The organism is Kribbella sp. NPDC056861 (assembly GCF_040687575.1).
Classification (GTDB): domain Bacteria; phylum Actinomycetota; class Actinomycetes; order Propionibacteriales; family Kribbellaceae; genus Kribbella.
This window is the reverse complement of record NZ_JBFBNQ010000002.1, coordinates 639,135-656,280: the sequence shown is the minus strand read 5'-3', so window position 1 is coordinate 656,280 and position 17,146 is coordinate 639,135. Positions and strand designations below refer to the sequence as shown.

The 17,146-nt window shown below is 68.6% G+C and carries 13 protein-coding genes; 10 read left to right on the top strand and 3 right to left on the bottom strand.

Features of this window, described 5'->3' with window-relative positions:
• Window positions 1-53 precede the first annotated feature (53 nt).
• The 5 genes from AB0P21_RS10205 to AB0P21_RS10185 all read left to right on the top strand — a co-directional run bounded on the left by AB0P21_RS10205 (window position 54) and on the right by AB0P21_RS10185 (window position 5,444).
• On the top strand, window positions 54-875 hold the full coding sequence (locus AB0P21_RS10205) for a CPBP family intramembrane glutamic endopeptidase (protein WP_363695373.1): 822 nt from the start codon (window positions 54-56) through the stop codon (window positions 873-875).
• A complete protein-coding gene (locus AB0P21_RS10200) occupies window positions 872-2,020 on the top strand; it encodes a histidine kinase (RefSeq protein WP_363695372.1) in 1,149 nt (382 codons plus the stop codon). Before AB0P21_RS10205 ends, AB0P21_RS10200 begins: the two co-directional genes overlap by 4 nt.
• A gap of 19 nt (window positions 2,021-2,039) precedes the next feature.
• Window positions 2,040-2,699: a response regulator transcription factor gene (locus AB0P21_RS10195; protein WP_363695371.1), complete on the top strand. Its 660-nt coding sequence runs from the start codon at window positions 2,040-2,042 to the stop codon at window positions 2,697-2,699.
• A gap of 54 nt (window positions 2,700-2,753) precedes the next feature.
• The gene (locus AB0P21_RS10190) at window positions 2,754-3,602 is read left to right on the top strand and encodes an NADPH-dependent oxidoreductase (RefSeq protein ID WP_363695369.1); all 849 of its coding nucleotides are present in this window, start codon (window positions 2,754-2,756) and stop codon (window positions 3,600-3,602) included.
• A 498-nt stretch (window positions 3,603-4,100) separates the two neighbouring features.
• Window positions 4,101-5,444 carry an FAD-dependent oxidoreductase gene (locus AB0P21_RS10185; protein ID WP_363695368.1) on the top strand — a complete coding sequence of 448 codons (1,344 nt, stop codon included), beginning with the start codon at window positions 4,101-4,103 and terminating at the stop codon, window positions 5,442-5,444.
• A 59-nt stretch (window positions 5,445-5,503) separates the two neighbouring features.
• On the opposite strand, the gene AB0P21_RS10180 is transcribed toward AB0P21_RS10185, so the two are convergent.
• Window positions 5,504-6,025, bottom strand: coding sequence for an OsmC family protein (locus tag AB0P21_RS10180; protein ID WP_363695367.1), 522 nt, complete (start codon window positions 6,023-6,025; stop codon window positions 5,504-5,506).
• A 243-nt stretch (window positions 6,026-6,268) separates the two neighbouring features.
• Between AB0P21_RS10180 and AB0P21_RS10175 the strand changes: the two genes are divergently transcribed.
• The 3 genes from AB0P21_RS10175 (at window position 6,269) to AB0P21_RS10165 (ending at window position 9,143) form a co-directional block, all read left to right on the top strand.
• Window positions 6,269-7,138 (top strand): GNAT family N-acetyltransferase, encoded by an 870-nt coding sequence (locus tag AB0P21_RS10175; protein ID WP_363695366.1) that lies wholly within the window; start codon window positions 6,269-6,271, stop codon window positions 7,136-7,138.
• Entirely contained in the window at window positions 7,123-8,133 is a 1,011-nt protein-coding gene (locus tag AB0P21_RS10170; RefSeq protein WP_363695365.1) for a MarR family transcriptional regulator, read from the top strand. Before AB0P21_RS10175 ends, AB0P21_RS10170 begins: the two co-directional genes overlap by 16 nt.
• A 92-nt stretch (window positions 8,134-8,225) precedes the next feature.
• Window positions 8,226-9,143, top strand: a complete 918-nt coding sequence (locus tag AB0P21_RS10165; protein WP_363695364.1) for a glutathione S-transferase C-terminal domain-containing protein — start codon at window positions 8,226-8,228, stop codon at window positions 9,141-9,143.
• 3 nt (window positions 9,144-9,146) lie between these two features.
• Here the strand turns inward: AB0P21_RS10165 and AB0P21_RS10160 are convergent, their stop codons facing one another.
• Entirely contained in the window at window positions 9,147-9,782 is a 636-nt protein-coding gene (locus AB0P21_RS10160) for a helix-turn-helix domain-containing protein (RefSeq protein ID WP_363695363.1), read from the bottom strand.
• Between the two features lie 101 nt (window positions 9,783-9,883).
• On the opposite strand from AB0P21_RS10160, the gene AB0P21_RS10155 reads away from it, so the two are divergent.
• Both AB0P21_RS10155 and AB0P21_RS10150 read left to right on the top strand, forming a co-directional pair.
• Window positions 9,884-10,594 carry an SDR family NAD(P)-dependent oxidoreductase gene (locus tag AB0P21_RS10155; RefSeq protein WP_363695362.1) on the top strand — a complete coding sequence of 237 codons (711 nt, stop codon included), beginning with the start codon at window positions 9,884-9,886 and terminating at the stop codon, window positions 10,592-10,594.
• 32 nt (window positions 10,595-10,626) lie between these two features.
• The gene (locus tag AB0P21_RS10150) at window positions 10,627-11,301 is read left to right on the top strand and encodes a GntR family transcriptional regulator (protein WP_363695360.1); all 675 of its coding nucleotides are present in this window, start codon (window positions 10,627-10,629) and stop codon (window positions 11,299-11,301) included.
• A gap of 45 nt (window positions 11,302-11,346) precedes the next feature.
• Here the strand turns inward: AB0P21_RS10150 and AB0P21_RS10145 are convergent, their stop codons facing one another.
• Window positions 11,347-17,067, bottom strand: coding sequence for an RHS repeat-associated core domain-containing protein (locus AB0P21_RS10145; RefSeq protein WP_363695358.1), 5,721 nt, complete (start codon window positions 17,065-17,067; stop codon window positions 11,347-11,349).
• Window positions 17,068-17,146 lie beyond the last annotated feature (79 nt).

The window sequence follows — 17,146 nt, the reverse complement described above, 5'->3', positions numbered from 1 at the left end:
CGTTCGAGCTGTCCGCGGCGCTGGGTTCGCGGCCTCGTCTCGAAGGAGTGGACATGCGACTGCTGAAGCAGCTCGGAGTCGTCGGTGTGGTGGCCCTGGCCGGTAGTTTCGCGGTCAGTGCGGCGCAGTGGAACGTGCCGTTGACCTTGGTCCTCGGCATGGCGACGGCGGTGTTGTCGCTGCTGGCCTACGCCTGGATCGTGCGGCGGACCGAACGCCGTACGCCGGTGGAGGTCGCCTTGGCCGGAGCCGGTCGGGGAATCGGCCGGGGAGTGCTGATCGGAGTGGGGATGTTCGCGGTGGTGATCGCGAACATCGCCTTCCTCGGCGGCTACGAAGTGGTCGGCTGGGGATCGGCGGCGGGAGCGCTGGCGCTGTTCGGCTTCATGGCCGCGGCCGCGGTGACGGAGGAGCTGATCTTCCGCGGCATCCTGTTCCGGATCGTGGAGGGGCGAATCGGTAGCTGGGGAGCGTTGGCGCTGACCAGTCTGCTGTTCGGCGCGATGCATCTGCTGAACCCGCACGCCACCTTGTGGAGTTCGCTGGCGATCGCGATCGAGGCCGGCGCGATGCTCGCCGCGGCGTACGCGGCCACCCGCACGCTCTGGGTGCCGATCGGTCTGCACTTCGGCTGGAACTTCGCCGAGGCCGGCATCTTCGGCACCGAGGTCTCCGGTAAGAGCGCGCCGAACGGCCTGCTCGACGGCGTGATGTCCGGCCCGGCGGCGATCAGCGGCGGCGAGTTCGGCCCCGAGGCCAGCCTGTACTCCGTTGCCGCGGGCACCGTTGTGACGATCGTCTTCCTCTGGCTGGCGCACCGCCGCGGCCGCTTGGTCGCGCCCCGGCAGCGCGCCGCCGTTACCCTCGTGCCGTGATCGAACGCGCGCGGGTCTCGGACCGGTGGCGACGGCTCGACGTCATGGTCCGGGATCTTCCGCTGGCCCTGCTGGTTGCGATCGCGCCGCTGATCCCGGCGCTCAGTAGCAAAGGGACGCAGGTCGGCGACCTGCCGACTCGCCCGATGGACGCGCTGGCGATCGCGGTCGTCGCGATGGAGTGTCTGCCGCTGATCGTGCGGCGCCGGTTGCCGCTGGTGTGCCTCATGCTGGTCTCGATCGGCTTCGCGGTCGATCAGTTGCGCGGCTATCACACGGTCGCGGGTACTGCGCTGCCGCTGGCTTTGCTGAGTGCCGGGGCCTATCTGGAACACCATCGGCGTACGACGATGGTGCTGGTCTCGGCCGCCTATGTGCCGTTCGCGTTCAGCCTCGATCGGGGCGGGGCGACCGAGGGTGTCTCCGGATTCGTGACGTTCTACCTGGCTTTGGCGCTGGCGTGGGGGATCGGGGGGTGGCTGCGGCTGACCCGGAAGACCGAGGCTGAACGGCGTGACCGGATTGCCGAATCGACGTTGGTTGCCGAGCGCACCAGGGTCGCTCGCGAGTTGCACGACGTGGTGACTCATCATGTGACCGCGATGGTGGTGCAGGCCGAGGCCGCGCGCTACCTGACCGCGTCGCCGGAACGTCTCGACCAGACGTTGACCGCGATCACGGATACGGGCCGGTCGGCGATCAGTGATCTCCGGCAGTTGCTCGGGCTGCTCAATCCGGAGCATGGGGTCGAGCCGCGGACTGTTGGTGAGTTGAAGAGTTTGGTGGAGCAGACGCGGCGGGCCGGGCAGCCGGTCGAGTTCATCGAGGTGGGTGAGCCGGTCGAGGTCGCTGGGAGTGCTGAGGGTACGGCGTACCGGGTGGTGCAGGAGGCGCTGACCAATGCGCTGAAGCATGCTCATGGGTGCCGGACCACTGTTCAGGTGCAGCGTGGTGAGAGGGAGATCGTTGTGGAGATCGGCACCGAGGGGTCGGGGGCAGCGGTCGCGTCTCCGGGTGGGAGCGGGCGTGGACTGGCCGGGCTGCGGGAGCGGGTCGGGTTGCTGGGTGGGGAGTTCAGCGCGGAGCCGCGGGAGGGTGGCGGGTTCGTCGTACGGGCTCGGATTCCGGTTGGTCGTGTGGCGTGATCGGGACAGTGGTTGGGGGTTGGCTATGACCGTGCGGGTGCTGGTGTGTGACGACCAGGCGCTGATCCGGACCGGGTTCGCGACGATCATCGATGCTCAGCCGGATCTCGAGGTGGTCGGCGAATGCGGCGACGGCCGGACCGCGGTCGACCTCGCCGGACGGTTGCAGCCGGATGTGGTGGTGATGGATGTCCGGATGCCGGTGATGGATGGCATCGAGGCGACCCGGCTGCTGGCCGGCGCCGGTGTCGCGCAACCGGCCAAGGTGCTGGTGGTGACGACGTTCAACCTGGACGAGTACGTCTACGAGGCACTTCGAGCGGGTGCCAGCGGCTTCCTCCTCAAGGACGCGCCGCCCGCGCAACTGCTGAACGGGATCCGCACGGTCGCGAGCGGCGCCGCGCTGCTTGCTCCAGAGGTGACCCGCCAACTCGTCGGCCGGTACGCCGCTCGCATCCGGCCCGTCGACGACACTGCGGCCGATACTCCGCTGACCCCGCGCGAACTCGAGGTCCTGCGGCTGATCGCCAACGGCCTGTCCAACAGCGAGATCGCCGCTGCGCTCGTGATCAGCCAGGAGACGGTCAAGACCTACGTCTCCCGGATCCTGACGAAGCTCGATCTCCGCGACCGGGTCCAGGTCGTCGTCTATGCGTATCGCCGTGGGCTGGTCAGCTGATCGCATCGCGGACAATGTCCAGCGGATTGGTAGACATCGGTGAGAATCGTTGCCGTGACCATCTCCGCAGAAACGCCGTACCGATTGAGGTACGGGGCCGAGGCAGCGTTCGACGTACCGGCTGAGTGGACCGAGGTACTCGAGCTCCAGTTGGCCCATCGCTCGGTCCGCAGCTACCGCCCCGATCCGGTCTCGGACGAGACGCTGACGGCTCTGATCGCGGCCGCGCAGTCCGCGCCGACGTCAGGCAACCTCCAACTCTGGAGCGTTGTCGCCGTCCGCGACAACGCCCGACGGTCCCGGCTCGCCCACCTCGCCGGCGACCAGGGCTTCATCGAAGAGGCCCCGCTACTGCTGGTCTGGCTGGCCGACCTCGCCCGCGCACGTCAGGTGACGACAGAGCTCGCGTCTCCCTCACCCGGCGACCCCGACTTCTCCGCAGCCGAGGGCGCCGACTTCGTCGAAGCCGCGCTGCTGTCCTTCGTAGACGTCGCCCTCGCCGCCCAGAACGCGTCCCTCGCCGCCGAGTCACTGGGCCTCGGCACCGTCTTCGTAGGCGCCATCCGCAACCGCCCCCTGGACGTAGCCGCCGAACTCGGCCTCCCCTCGAACGTCTTCCCCGTCTTCGGCCTGACAGTCGGCCACCCCGCCGACCTGACCGAAACCGCCGTCAAACCCCGCCTTCCCCAACAAGCAGTCCTCCACCACGAGCGCTACGCCCTCGAACCCCAAGCCGCGCACGTCAAGGCCTACGAGGACCTCCTCAACGCGTTCTATACAAGGGCGGGCCTCCCCACCAGCTGGATCACCCGAGTAGCCCACCGCTTCGGCACCACCGCCGGCCTCAAAGGCCGCGAACACCTCCGCGCCGCCCTCAAAACCCAAGGCTTCGAACTCCGCTGACCCGCCGAGCAAGCGGGGTGGGGGTGCAGCCACCACACCAACCACCCGCAACCGCCGCCGACTGCAGCAGCCACCGCCAACCACGTCGGGCGTGCAAACCGCTCGCACCACCAGCTACGCCGAGCGTGCGACCTCCACCAGCATCCCAACGACACGCCTCACTTGGCCCCATCCTGCGCGCCGCGGCGACCAGCCAAAGACAACCTGCCGCGCGCCACCGCGCGGCGATCAAGCACCACGACCCCCGCCCACCTCAGCAAACCCACCCACCGCCACCCCAAACGGCCCGGGTGGGCGGGCTGCTTCAACCACACACACGAGTACGGGTGGGGCGACCACCCGTGCCCGCCTGGTGGACACGTCAAGAACCCAGCGGCGAGCAACCTAAGATCAGTACCAGCAAACGCTTGTGAACTGAGTCTCAAGCGTTTGGGAACCCAGGTTCTATCCTCTAAGGTGATTAGGTAAGCCTTACCTAATATACAATTGGGGAGACCTGTGAGGGACCTCCGAGTTGCCGTCGTCGGCGCCGGGCCGGCCGGCATCTACGCGGCCGATATTCTGACCAAAGAACACGAAGGCGCCCACGTCGATCTGATCGAGCGGCTGCCTGCTCCGTTCGGGCTGGTGCGATACGGCGTGGCACCGGATCACCCCAGGATCAAGGAGATCATCAAGGCGCTGCACCGCGTGGTCGGGCGGGACCGGATCAGGTTCCTCGGCAACGTCGAGTTCGGGGTCGATCTCAAGCTGGAGGATCTGCGCCGGCACTACGACGCCGTCATCTTCGCGACCGGCGCGATCACCGACCGCGAGCTCGCCATCCCGGGTGTCGACCTGCCCGGCAGTCACGGTGCGGCCGACTTCGTCAGCTGGTACGCCGGGCATCCCGACGTACCGCGGGACTGGCCGCTCGAGGCTCGTCACGTCGCGGTGATCGGAGCCGGCAACGTGGCTCTCGACGTCGCCCGGATGCTGGCCAAGCCGGCCGACGAGCAGCTCACCACTGAGATCGCGGACAACGTCTACCAGGGGCTCAAGGCCAACCAGGCGACGGACATTCACGTGTTCGCGCGGCGCGGTCCGGCGCAGATCAAGTTCACCCCGATGGAGCTGCGTGAGCTCTCGCACTCCCCGGCGGTCGACGTGATCGTGCACCCCGAGGGTTTCGAGATCGACGAGGCGAGCCAGCAGGCGATCAACTCCAGCAAGGGCACCCGGCTGATGGTCGACACCCTGCTGAAGTACCTCGAGGCCGAGCCGACGGGCGCGGCGCACCGGATCCACATCCACCTGTGCCACTCGCCGGTCGAAGTACTCGGCACCGACAAGGTCGAGGGTCTGCGCACCGAGCGCACCGAGCTGCAGGGTGACGGCACGGTCAAGGGCACCGGCGAGTACGTCGATACGCCGGTGCAAGCGGTCTACCGCGCGGTCGGCTACCTCTCGTCGCACCTGCCTGGGCTCCCGTTCGACCACCAGGCCGGCGTGATGACCAACGAGCGCGGCCGGGTGCTCGACATTGACGACGCACCGCTGCCCGGCACCTACGTCACCGGCTGGATCAAGCGTGGACCGATCGGCCTGATCGGCCACACCAAGTCGGACGCGGCCGAGACGATCGCGAGCCTGCTCGAGGACCTCGACAGCTTGCCGCACCCCGAGGTGTCCGACCCGGACGCGATCCTGAAGCACCTCGGCGATCGCGGCGCGACCGTGGTCGACGCCGAAGGCTGGTCGCGGCTGGATGCCCACGAGATCGCCCTCGGCCAGGGCCACGGCCGCGAGCGGGTCAAGGTCGTACCGCGCGAGGACATGATCCGCGCCGCCACGAGTTCCTGATCCACCGCAGCTCTCGGCGCCAGCGCATCAGCTGGCGCCGAGAGCTTGTTTGTTTCAGTTCAAGCCGGGGTGATGGTGACCGGGATCGCGCTGCTCAGCGTGTGGCCCACCGGCGACGACGCCTGCACTCGCTCGTGCAGCGCGGCGAGCTGCTCCGGCGGCGCCGCGGACTTCAGCTTGACCGTCGCCGTGATCGAGTCGAAGCCGGCGTGCCCTTCGGCCAGACCGAGGAAGACCTGCAGATCGATGTCGCCCTTGAGGTCGATGGCGAGTTCGTCGATCGCGATCCCCGCGACGCTGGCGTTCGCCGCGTAGCCGACCGCGAGGCAGTTGCCCAGGGCGCCGAGCAGTTGCTCGACCGGGTTGGCCGCCAGATCGCCACCTCCGAGCGTGGCCGGCTCGTCCGACGGGGTTGGCGCGAAGCCGCGGACCCGGGACTCCGACGCGAACGCGCCGTTCCAGGTGACGTGCGCGGCCCAGGTGGTCTTCGCCTTCGACGGATCGGCCTGGATCGCCCCGACCAGCGCCCCGACGGCGGCCAGGTTCACGTCGTTGAGCTGCGTCTGCGCTTCAGTAGTCATCTATTGCACCTAACTTACTAGACAATCCGACCCTCCTACTGTGCGGTATCCGGAGCGCTCCCGGTCGGCGTATCGCCTGCCGAGACGATCGCTGTCTACTAAAGGACATTGACCATTTCGGACGTCGCCGGACGTCTATGGTGAGCGCGCTGCTGCGGCTGCGGGCCGGCGGACGAGGGGAGCTGTATTCGGGTCGTCGGCGAGAGCCGCAGCAGCCTCGAACCGGGAGCGGAGGTGGCGACGGTGGGATCCGTGCAACGGGTGTCGGTGATCCGGGCGATGACCCGCAGTCATCTGGCCGGCGCGATCGAGGTGATCAACTCCGACGCGCTCCCCGGTCAGCCCTGGTGCACGACCGGGATGTTGCTTCAGGCAACCAAAGTCAGGGATGCCGGCGGCGTACTGCGGCCGGCCACGCCGGTCGAGCGACCGAGGTCCTTCGTGGCGATCGGCGATCGCCTCGTCGGCGCAGCGGACGTGACCCGAACCGCGGATGGGGTCGGTTCGATCAAGTGGCTGCATGCGCGCGAGGACCCCACCGTGATCGGCGAACTGCTGGATCACGCGCTGGACCGGCTGGCCGGCTGCGACGTGATCGAGGCCTTCGCCGGGGGAGGAATCGGCCCGATCGTCTCGGGGCTGCCGGCAGTACGCAGTACGACGCAGGAGGCGCTGGTCGCGAGAGGCTTCGCCGCGACACCGGCCGGGCGTTATCTCTATCGGCCGATGTCATTCGCGCCACCTGCCCTGGCCGATCCGCCGCGGATCGAGGTGACCGCGCACGCCCGTCGACACCAACTCACCATCCCCGGACTGGCCGAGGCGACCGTCTCCGTCCTTGCCCCGGGACATGGGCTGCTTCAGTGGATCGAAGTGGATTCCAGCCATCGCGGCGGCGGCCTGGGCGCTCATCTCCTCAACGCGTGCTTGCGCTACCTGCACCGCCTCGGGGTACGGCACGTGATCGGGTTCCTCGACGACCACAACCTCAGCGCCGACGACGGGCACGGCCGGATCGGCGCGCACATGATCTGCACGCGCGCGGGCTTCGTCACCGGCGCCCAGCTGGCGACGTACAGCAAGGTTAGGGTCGGCGAATGGGGTTCTCACTAGAGCCGGTCGGGTTGTCGGAGACGGACAGCCGGGTGTTCCTGGCGATTGCCGATGCGCCGCGGATGACGCCGGGGGAGCTGGCCGAGCAGCTGGACATCTCGCCGTCCGCGGTACGCCGGGCGCTGGCGCAGCTGGTCGCGGCCGGGCTGGTGACCAAGCTGGTCGCGCGGCCGCCGCGCTACATCCCCGCCCCGCCGGATGTCGCGGTCGACGCGTTGGTCGTTCGCAGGCAGGAGCAGCTGGAGCGGCTGCGGGCCGACGCGCGGGAGCTGGCTTCGCGGGTGCGAGTGGCGCCGGGGCGGAGCTCTGTCGATCTGCTGGAGGTCATCGAGGGCAGCGAGGCGATCCAGCAGCAGATGGCGCAGCTCCAGTTGGGCGCGCGCGAAGAAGTGCTGATGGTGGACTCCCCGCCGTACATCCATGGCCGCCCGGTCCCGAATCTCGAGGAGATGCAGGCGCTCCGGCGCGGGGTCTCGTATCGCTGCGTGTACGACGGTCCGGCGCTCGAGCTGCCCGGGCACTTCGAGCAGCTGGTCGGCTATGTCCAGGCGGGCGAGCAGGCGCGGACCCTGCCGGTGACGTCGATGAAGATGCAGATCGTCGATCGCCGGGTCGCGATCCTGCCACTGTCGCTCGACCCGGCCGAGAACGGTGTCCGGCTGCTGGTGCACGCGTCGCCGCTGCTCGAGGCGCTGGTGATCTGCTTCGAGTCGATGTGGGAACAGGCGACGCCCGTGGCGGTACTGCGGGACGGCGGCCAGGACGCTGCGGGCGACCAGGCGTCCCGGCGGCAGCGACGGCGCGGCCTGCTGACCGAACAGGATCGGCGCCTACTGTCGCTGATGTCGTCGGGCATGAAGGACAGCGCCATCGCGCGCACGTTGGGCGTGACGCAGCGGACGGTCAGCCGCCGGGTGGCGGAGCTGATGGCCGAGCTCGGCGCCGAGACCCGCTTCCAGGCCGGGATCCAGGCCGCCCGGCGCGGCTGGCTCTAGGAGTACGCCGCTGCGAAGTTCGCCCTGGCAGCCGGGCGACTCCCGACACCTTCCGCCAGGTCCGCAGCTCAGCGAAGTGGCAGGCTGGTGCCGTGAACTCCAAGGCGACCGCCAAAGGCGAGTACAACCGCGACAGTGACTACATCTCCACCCGGATCACCGCGGACGGCCGCGACGGCTATCCGGTCGAGCCGGGCCGGTACCGGCTGATCGTCGCGCGGGCCTGCCCGTGGGCGAACCGCGCGATCATCGTCCGCGGTCTGCTCGGGCTGGAGGACGTGCTGTCGATCGGGTACTGCGGTCCGACCCACGACGAGCGCAGCTGGACCTTCGACCTCGACCCGGGTGGCGTCGACCCGGTGCTGAAGATCCCGCGGTTGCAGGAGGCGTACTTCAAGCGCGACCCGGACTACCCGAAGGGCATCACGGTGCCCGCGATCGTCGACGTGACGACCGGCGCCGTGGTCACCAACGACTTCGCACAGCTGACGCTCGACCTGTCGACCGAGTGGACGGCGTACCACCGCGAAGGCGCTCCGCAGCTGTACCCCGAACCGCTGCGGGCCGAGATCGACGAAGTTGCCAAGCGCATCTACACCGAGGTCAACAACGGCGTGTACCGGTGTGGTTTCGCCGGTTCACAGGAGGCCTACGAGTCGGCGTACGACCGGCTGTTCGTGGCCCTCGACTGGCTGGAGGAACGGCTGGCGGGTCAGCGCTACCTGGTCGGCGACAGCATCACCGAGGCCGACATCCGGCTGTTCACCACCCTGGCCCGCTTCGACGCCGTCTACCACGGTCACTTCAAGTGCAACCGCAACAAGCTCACCGAGTTCCCGGTGCTGTGGGCCTATGCCCGCGACCTCTTCCAGACTCCCGGCTTCGGCGACACGATCGACTTCGACCAGATCAAAGAGCACTACTACGTGGTGCACACCGGCATCAATCCGACCCAGATCATTCCGAAGGGCCCGGATCTCGCCGGCTGGCTCACCCCACACGGCCGCTGATCCTCAGGTGCGTGAGGGGTTTGCGTTGTAGTGCATCGCGTCGGCGGCTTGCTCCGGGCTGAGCGGGCCGACGGGCAGTGGATGCGCAGCAGTCGCGCGCAGACCGTCGAGGGTGAAGGCGAGACCGCGGCGCCAGCTCCCCGGGGCGGTGGCCGCGGTCGTCCGGGAGGTGGCCGCGGTCGCTGAGAACAGCAGGATGAAGTCCTCCGCGGTGAAGTCGGCGCGGAGCAGTCCCGCATCGTGGGCGGCCTTCATGTACTCGCGGCCACGGTCGAGGGATTCGTCGCAGACCGCGCTGAGCCGGGGCGTGTCGGCGTACCGGCGGGTGATGGCGTCGCTGAGTGCCGGGTCGCAGGAGATCAGCTCGCTGATCTTCTCGACGTAGCGGGCGAACTGGTCCCACGCGTCGGCGCCGGCCTCCGCGTGCTGGATGGCTGCGGCGAGTTGGTCCTCGGCCAGTTGCGGGACCACGGCGTCGATCAGGGCTTCGCGGGTGCCGAAGCGGCTGTAGAGGGTGCCGTGACTGACGCCTGCCCGGCGGGCGATCTCGTCGAGCGGGCAGTCCAGGCCGCGCTCGGTGAACAGCTCGACCGCGGCCGCCGTCAGCTTCTCGATATTGCGCTGGGCGTCCTTGCGCATGACTCCTCCTCGAACGTACTTGACACATGCGTCAAGTTAGTTGTTACTCTCGACAGAGAACGTGACGCATGTGTCAAGATACCAGCCTTCAGGAGTTGAGCATGTCCAAGACCATCGCGATCTTCGGTGCCGGAACAGGGCTCGGCGCGGCCACGGCCCGCCGCTTCGGCCGGGAGGGCTACTCGGTCGCCCTCGTCGCCCGGCGCCGGGAACCGCTCGAAATACTGGCCGCGTCGCTCGCGGCGGACGACATCGAGGCAGCGGTTTTCACCGCCGATCTGGCGGATCCGTCCGGAGTGCCTGTGCTGATCAAGTCGATCGTCGAGCGGTTCGGCCGGCTGGACGTCGTCGAGTACGCGCCGATCGGCGCCGAGGCGCTGTTCGTGCCGGCCACCGAGCTGACCGCGGACGCGTTGCGCAGTCTGGTTGATCTCCATCTCTACACGCCGGTCGAGATCGCGCGAGCGGTCCTGCCGGAAATGATCAGCCGCGGCGACGGTGGATTCCTGCTGGGACAGGGCTTGTCAGCGGTGGCGGGGAGCCCCGGTGCGAGTGGCGTTGGCCCGGTAATGGCAGCGGCGCGCAACTGGATCCAGTCGCTGCACGGCGAGCTGGCTGAGCACGGTGTCTATGCGGGCATGCTGACCGTCGGCGCCTGGATCGGCGGCAGTGCTGGCCAGCTGGCCGCCGCAGCGGACGATCCGACACTGGGCGGCAATCCGGTCGTCGACCCGGCCGATCTCGCCGACCAGTACTGGGACCTGCTCGCCCGCCGCGACCGAGATGAGCAGATCTTCCCACCGCTGAGTTGACAGCACGCATCGCGCAGCGTGCAATATTTCGCATGCCGGTGCCCAAAGAACGTGGAGTGGTCTCGCGCTCGCTGCTGCGGGAGGACGCCTATCGGGCGATCCGGGACGCGATCGTCCAAGGCGATTTCGCGCCGGGCGAGCGGCTGAACGACGCTGATCTCTCGGACTGGCTGGGCGTCAGCCGTACTCCGGTCCGAGAGGCGCTCGCCCGACTGGAGCAGGCCGGCCTGGTGCAGACCAAGCCCGGGCGCTACACGATGGTCAGCCCGCTCGACGCCCGCGCGTTGCGGGAGGCCCAGTCGGTGACAGCGGCCATGCACGAGCTCGCGGTCCGCGAAGCCATCCCGCAGCTGACCCAGCCCGACCTGGCCGAGATGCGCGACGCCAACCATCGCTTCGCCGCGGCGCTGAGCGAAGGACAGGTCGACGCAGCGCTGCAAGCCGACGACGACTTTCACGCCGTCCCGGTCCGGGTCAGCGCCAACCAGGCGGTCGCCGCGGTTCTCGACCAGTACACCCCGGTACTGCGCAGACTCGAGCGCCTCCGCTTCAGCTCGTTGAACGGTCGTGAGTCGGTTGCTCAGCACAAGCAGATCATCATCGCCTGCGCGGCCGGCAACGCGACCACAGCCGGCGAGGCAGTCCGGACCAACTGGCACACGCTGGTCCCGCTGATCGCCACGCTCGACGAAGTTCCCACGCAGTGAAAGAAGCCCGTCCCCAGCTGGGGACGGGCTTCCTCCTCGACAGCACTACTGGCCGGCGTACCCCTTGCCCGCGATCCAGGTCGCGAGATTCTTGGTGCTCATCCAGTACTCGTTGACTCCGTAGACGTCCGCCGAGTCGTAGACATGCGCCAGGCTGCCGTTGTCGTCGTAGCCGACGACGGCGACGTAGTGACCGCCGTACTGGTGGCCGTGCCCCTGGGTGTCGTAGGCCGTGCCGATCGTCACGTTGGCCACGATCGGGCGGTTGGCGTTGAGGCTCGTCTGGATCCGCTGCCGCAGCAGCTCGACATCGTCCGCGGTGGCCTCACCGTTCTCGTCGGTGCCGATCTCGTAGGCCTGGTACGCCCGCGTGCGCAGTTGCCCGTTCAGGAACGGGACGACGTCGTTCGCGATCGTGTCGGTGCCGTCTTCGTCGGTGTGCAGCCCCTGGTAGAGGTCCGACTCGTGGTCGAAGTAGACGCTCTGCGCGGACAGCGCGACCCGGACCGCCGCCGGACCACAGGACCAGCCGGTGTTCTGGTGCCCGTAGTTCTTCCAGTTCCCGCGATCGCACTTCTTGCCGCCCTTTTCGCAGTCCAGGCCGGTCTCGTCGGACTTGTTGATCGGGTCGTTGGCGGCGTACGCGTACCGGTTCAGCCCGATCGTGTCCTCGCCGTCGACCACCGGGTTCGGGGACACGAACCGTCCGAGCTCCGGGTCGTAGTACCGCGAGTGCAGGTAGACCAGCCCGGTGGTGTCCGCCCGTTGCCCGGTGAACCCACGCGACTCACGCGCGAGCGGGCCGGCGGCCGACGTGACCGCACCGAAGGCGGCGTACCTCTTCCGGTGCACCTCGTTGCCCGAGGCATCGGTGACGGCCTGGACCGAGCCCTGCTGATCGGTGTGCACCCAGTACTTCGTGCCGCCGTCGGCCCGCGCCACCAGTTGGCCGGCCACAGAGACGTACTTCGTCGCCGTACCGGCCGTCACGTCCACCTCGTAGTCGTCACCGAGGTAGCGCCTGGTGGTGCCGCCCTCGACGGTCTGGAGGCGCGCCCCCTCGCCGTCGTAGGTGAAGGTGGTCGTCACCCCGCCCTTGGTGACCGTCGCCAACCGGTTCTCACCGTCCCAGGTGAGGGTTCGGCCCGCGCCCGAGGTCATCAGACCGGCCGCGTCGTAGCCGTAGCTGTTCGCGCCGGCCGTCGTCACCGCGTGCGGTTTCGCCGACCCGTAGGTGTAGGCGCCGAGCGCCGAGTTGGCGGCGATGTTCCCGGTCCCGTCGTAGGCCAGCGTGTGGTTGCCGGTCGAGGCGGTTGCCTTGGTCAACTGCTCCGCCTCGTCGTACGTGTACGTCGAGCTCTCCCCGGCGAACGGGCTGGTCACCTGGGTGACGTTGCCCAGGGCATCCCGGGTGAGGGCGTTGTCCTGGATCGTCGTCGATCCGAGCTTCGTGACGATCGAGTTCAGCCAGCCACGCTGGTCGTCGAAGCCACGCGTCGTCACCGTGCCGTTGCTGTTCTCCAACCGGCTCAGCTCGCCGGCCGCCGTGTAGCGCGCGGCGTTGACGAAACCCGGAACCGCGAGCAGCCGGCCGGCCGCGTCGTACCGCAGTGGCGCGGCTTCGGTGCCGACGGTGAAGCCGTCCGGGTACGTCGTCCACAGCGGCCGGTCGCCGGCGTCGAAGCCGTACCGGAACGTGTACGCCGTGCCGTTGATCGTCCGCACTGTCTTGACCGCCCGGCCCGCGGCGTCGTAATCGGACGTCCTGGTTCCGGCCGGGTCGGTCATCGTGGTGGCCTGGCCGGTGTTGAAGAACCCGGCGCGGGCCTCGTCGTACCGCCAGGTCGCGGTGACGGCCGCGGCGGTCCCGGCCTTGCTCACCTGGCTGGTCTTGCGGTCGATCAGGTCGTAGCCGAAGGTGGTTCGCTGTCCCTTGGCGTCGGTCTGTGCGACGACGCGGCCGGCCGCGTCCCACTCGTACGTCGTGGTGCCGTTGTCCGGGTCAACGATCTTGGTGGCGTTGCCCGCCGAGTCGCGGGTGTAGACGATCGCGTTGCCGTCCGGGTCGGTCGACCGGATCAGGTTGTCGTTGCCGTCGTAGGCGTACGTCGCGGTCCGGGTCGCGCCCCCGACCTGCTGGGCGCTGGAGATCCGCTTGTCGTAGGCATTGACCCGCTCGGTGGTGGCGTTGCCACGCTCGTCGGTCTCGGTCGTTGTCCAAGGCCCATAACTCTTGGTCCGCACCGCCCCGCCCGGCATGGTCTCCTTCGTCAACCGGTCGAGCGCGTCGTAGCTGCTGAGCGTCGGATGGGTCGTCGGCTGCGGCTGACCCGGGACCCAGTAGTACTCCGCGGTCTTGGCCGCGACCTGGCCACGGGTGTTGTAGGCCGAGTCGACGTAGATGTCACCCGTCGCCGCATCCGGGCCCTTGGCAACCGTCCGCCAGGTTCGCTGCAGACCGTCGAAGTACCGCCGGCTCCACTGCGGGCTGCTGGTGCCGTCGGCGGCAGGCCGCTCGGTCTGCTCGTACTGCGTGCCGCCGTTGCCGAAGTCGACCCAGCTGTACCGCTCGAACTTGCCACCGGGTTCGGTCATCTCGGCCCGTCGGCACAGCGGGTCGTAGGAAACGGTGGTCAGCTGGTTCTCCGGGTTGCGCACCTGAGTGGGCTGGCCGCAGACCGGGTCCCAGGTCGCGGTGACCTGGTGGGCGAGCGCGTTCTTCTCCGTCGTCTGGTACGCGTGGTAGGTCGGGTCCCAGCCGAGTTCGGTGCGGGCGCCGAGCGGGTTGATCTCGGCGGTCAGGTTGCCCCACTCGTCGTACTCCTTGCGCGACTCGGCGTAGGTGTCCGTGGCCGATCGCCACTGACCGGCCTTGGTGGCCAGACCCTTGACCGGCGCCTGGTTCCAGGTCGCGGCGTTGTCGTAGTACGCGAGGGTTTCGCCGAGCTTGGCGCCGGTGGTGCCGACGCCTTGGTACCTGCGTTCGGCGGCCGACTTGTTCACGACGTACGCGGTGGTGTTGGGCACGAAGGTGGTCGCCGTGGTGCGTTCGTCCCCGGTGGCCTCGTAGTCGCCGTGCTCGACCTCCAGCACCACCTCGCCGTACGCGTTGTACTGCCGGGTGGTGTACTTCCGCTTGCAGTCGACGCCGGGGCAGGTCAGGCCGTCCCCGGTGTAGATGTTCTCCCAGGTGCCGGTCGGCACCGCGGTCCGGGGCAGCGTGGTGTTGTCGACGGTGAACTCCTGAACCGTTGCCCCAAGCAACACTCCGGCACCGGTCCGGCGTTCGCGCCGCTCCGGTTCGCCGAGCGCGGCGAGATCCTGCCGGACCCAGGTGTCGGTGTAGGGGCAGGCGGTCTCACCGGTGATGCAGGGCGCCGTCTCGCGCAGCGTGCGGAACCCCAGCGACTCGTGCTCCTGCCGGTCGTAGGCGCCACCCGAGAAGCTGTAGCTGGTTGCGGCGGTACCACCGCGTCCGTCGCCGACCGTCACCTTGGACGCGGTCTGGACCAGCGGCGGGTTGTTGGTGTTGGCGTAGGCCGAGGAGGGGGTGTAGGTCACTGCCGTCGTCGCACCCGCGGAGCTGGTGCTGGTGCTGAGCAGGTCGGGGACCACACCGCCGATGTTCCAGACGTGCCGGCCTCTGCTGGTGCCGAAGTTCTGGTTGTAGATCTCGGTCATCTCGTCGAGGCCGTCGCCGTTGACGTCCATCTCGAGGAAGTCGCTGGTGCAGTTGCCCTTGCTGCAGCTGAACTGGCCGATACTGGTGTCGAGCGGGCCGGCCGCGAACCCGGCGCCGGTGGAGAACCAGATCTGCCGCCTGGTCGACAACCCGTACGGCGCGAGCGCGATCAGGTCGGAGCGGCCGTCGCCGTTGAGGTCGGCAACGAGTTGCCGCGCGGTCTGCGCGTACGGCATCACCGCGTCGCTGGAGCCGAGGACGTAGCTGTAGCCGGTGGAGATCCAGGTGCGCCGGGTGTACATGCCCAGGAACGGGTAGAGCTCGACCATGTCGGCCTTGTCGTCGCCGTTGACGTCCATCGTGATGAACCGGCTGCCACTGCCCTCGCCGTCGGTCGCGACGAACTGCATGGCGGTGTCGATCGCGCCGGAGACGAAGCCGGTGCCGTTCGACAACCAGATGTGCCGGCCGCCGGCGCCGAAGCCGGCCGGGTAGACCTCGACCAGGTCGGTCCTGCCGTCGCCGTTCACGTCGGCGGGGTAGAACTGGTGGTCCGCGCCGAAGCCGATGCCCGGCTCGTCGCTGACCTTGGTGAAGGCAGTGCCGTTCGACAGCGAGGTCGCGCGGCAGTAGTAGACCGGGAAGAGCCCGCAGCGGTACAGCTCGATCACGTCGGACCTGCCGTCACCGTTCACGTCCAGGGTCAGGAAGTGCGCGTCGGCGCTGTTGTTGCCGACCGAGTTGGCGGTGGAGGCGAGGGTGAAGCCGGTGCCGTTCGACAGCCAGAGACGCCGGCCCCAGTTGAAGCCGTTCGGGAAGATCTCGATCAGGTCGGACTTGCCGTCGGCGTTCGCGTCGGCGGTCATGAACCGGGTGTCGGCCTTGATCGGGATGCCGGCGACGTCGTTCGAGGCCAGCGTGAAGCCGGTGCCGTCCGACAGCCAGGTGTGCCGCTCGAAGGTGGTCCAGCCCGGGAACAGCTCGAGCATGTCGGACTTGCCGTCGCCGTTGATGTCCATCGGCAGATAGCGGGTGTCGGACTTGATGCCGAGCGTGCCGGTGGTGCCGGAGACGAAAGCCGGCGCAGCGGTCTGATAGCCGGCCGTGGTGGCCGGCAGGCTCGTTCCGCTGGTGACAGTGCCGGTCGCGTCCAGGACGGCGTCGCGACCGAACTGCTGCACAGTGGCCAGCATCGACCGCTTGGTGGCGGTGCTGACGGTGTAACCGAGTTTGTACGCCCGGAGCCGGTTGCTGCCGACCGAGACGTCGATGGTCTTGAGCCTGCTGCGCGTCGTGGCCAGTACGCCGTTGCCGATCGCCCGCTGGTCGTTGTCCGGCCGGGTCTCGTAGTGCAGCTTCACCGTGCTGCCGTTGTAGGCGATCGAGTCCAGTGAGTCCTCACAGCAACCGAACCGGTCGCTCACCCAGGTGTAGGTCACGGTGTTGCCCAGGGTGTCGGTCACCTCGCTCAGGCCCCAGCGGAACACCAGATCGGTGCCGACGCTCTGGGTCGGGGCGAAGACCTGCTTCGTGCCGTCCTTGTCCGTCACGGTCCAGCGAGCCGCGGCGCCGGTCCCGGTCAGCGCGACCCGGACGTAGCTCTCGTTCTTGGTGGAGTGCGTGCCACCCGTCGTACAGCTCGGACTGACGCTGCCCGCGGCGCACGGGACCAGTTCCTCACCGTCCAGCAGATAGATGTCCGAGGCGTCGTACTTCGGTGCGCCCTTGCCGGTGCCGGCGCGTTCGACATCGGCGACACCCGACAGGCTCCAGCCGGTACCGGTGACGCTGTTGCCGCCGCTGGACTGGTACGAGAGCGTGAGCTTCGGCGCGAGCGCGCGGAAGGCCGGGACCTCGATCGGGATCGCATCGGAGAAGGCGCCGCGGGAGTCGACCTTCCAGGTCTTCTCCGGGACCTCGGGCTCGGCCGGCTCGGCGACGTCGGCGAGCTTGGTGCGTTCCTCGTCGGACGGCTTCGTGCTGTCGTCCGGTGGGCTGATCGCTCCGGCCGGAACAGCGAGGGACATCAACAGGACAGTGGTGAGAACGCCGCGGGCGGCGCGGCTCAGGCGGGATGACCTCATGGGTCAGACTCCTCGGGGCGGTAGGCGGTAACCGATGGTAGGACCGCGTAACGCAGGGTGTAAGAGCCTTAACACCCAC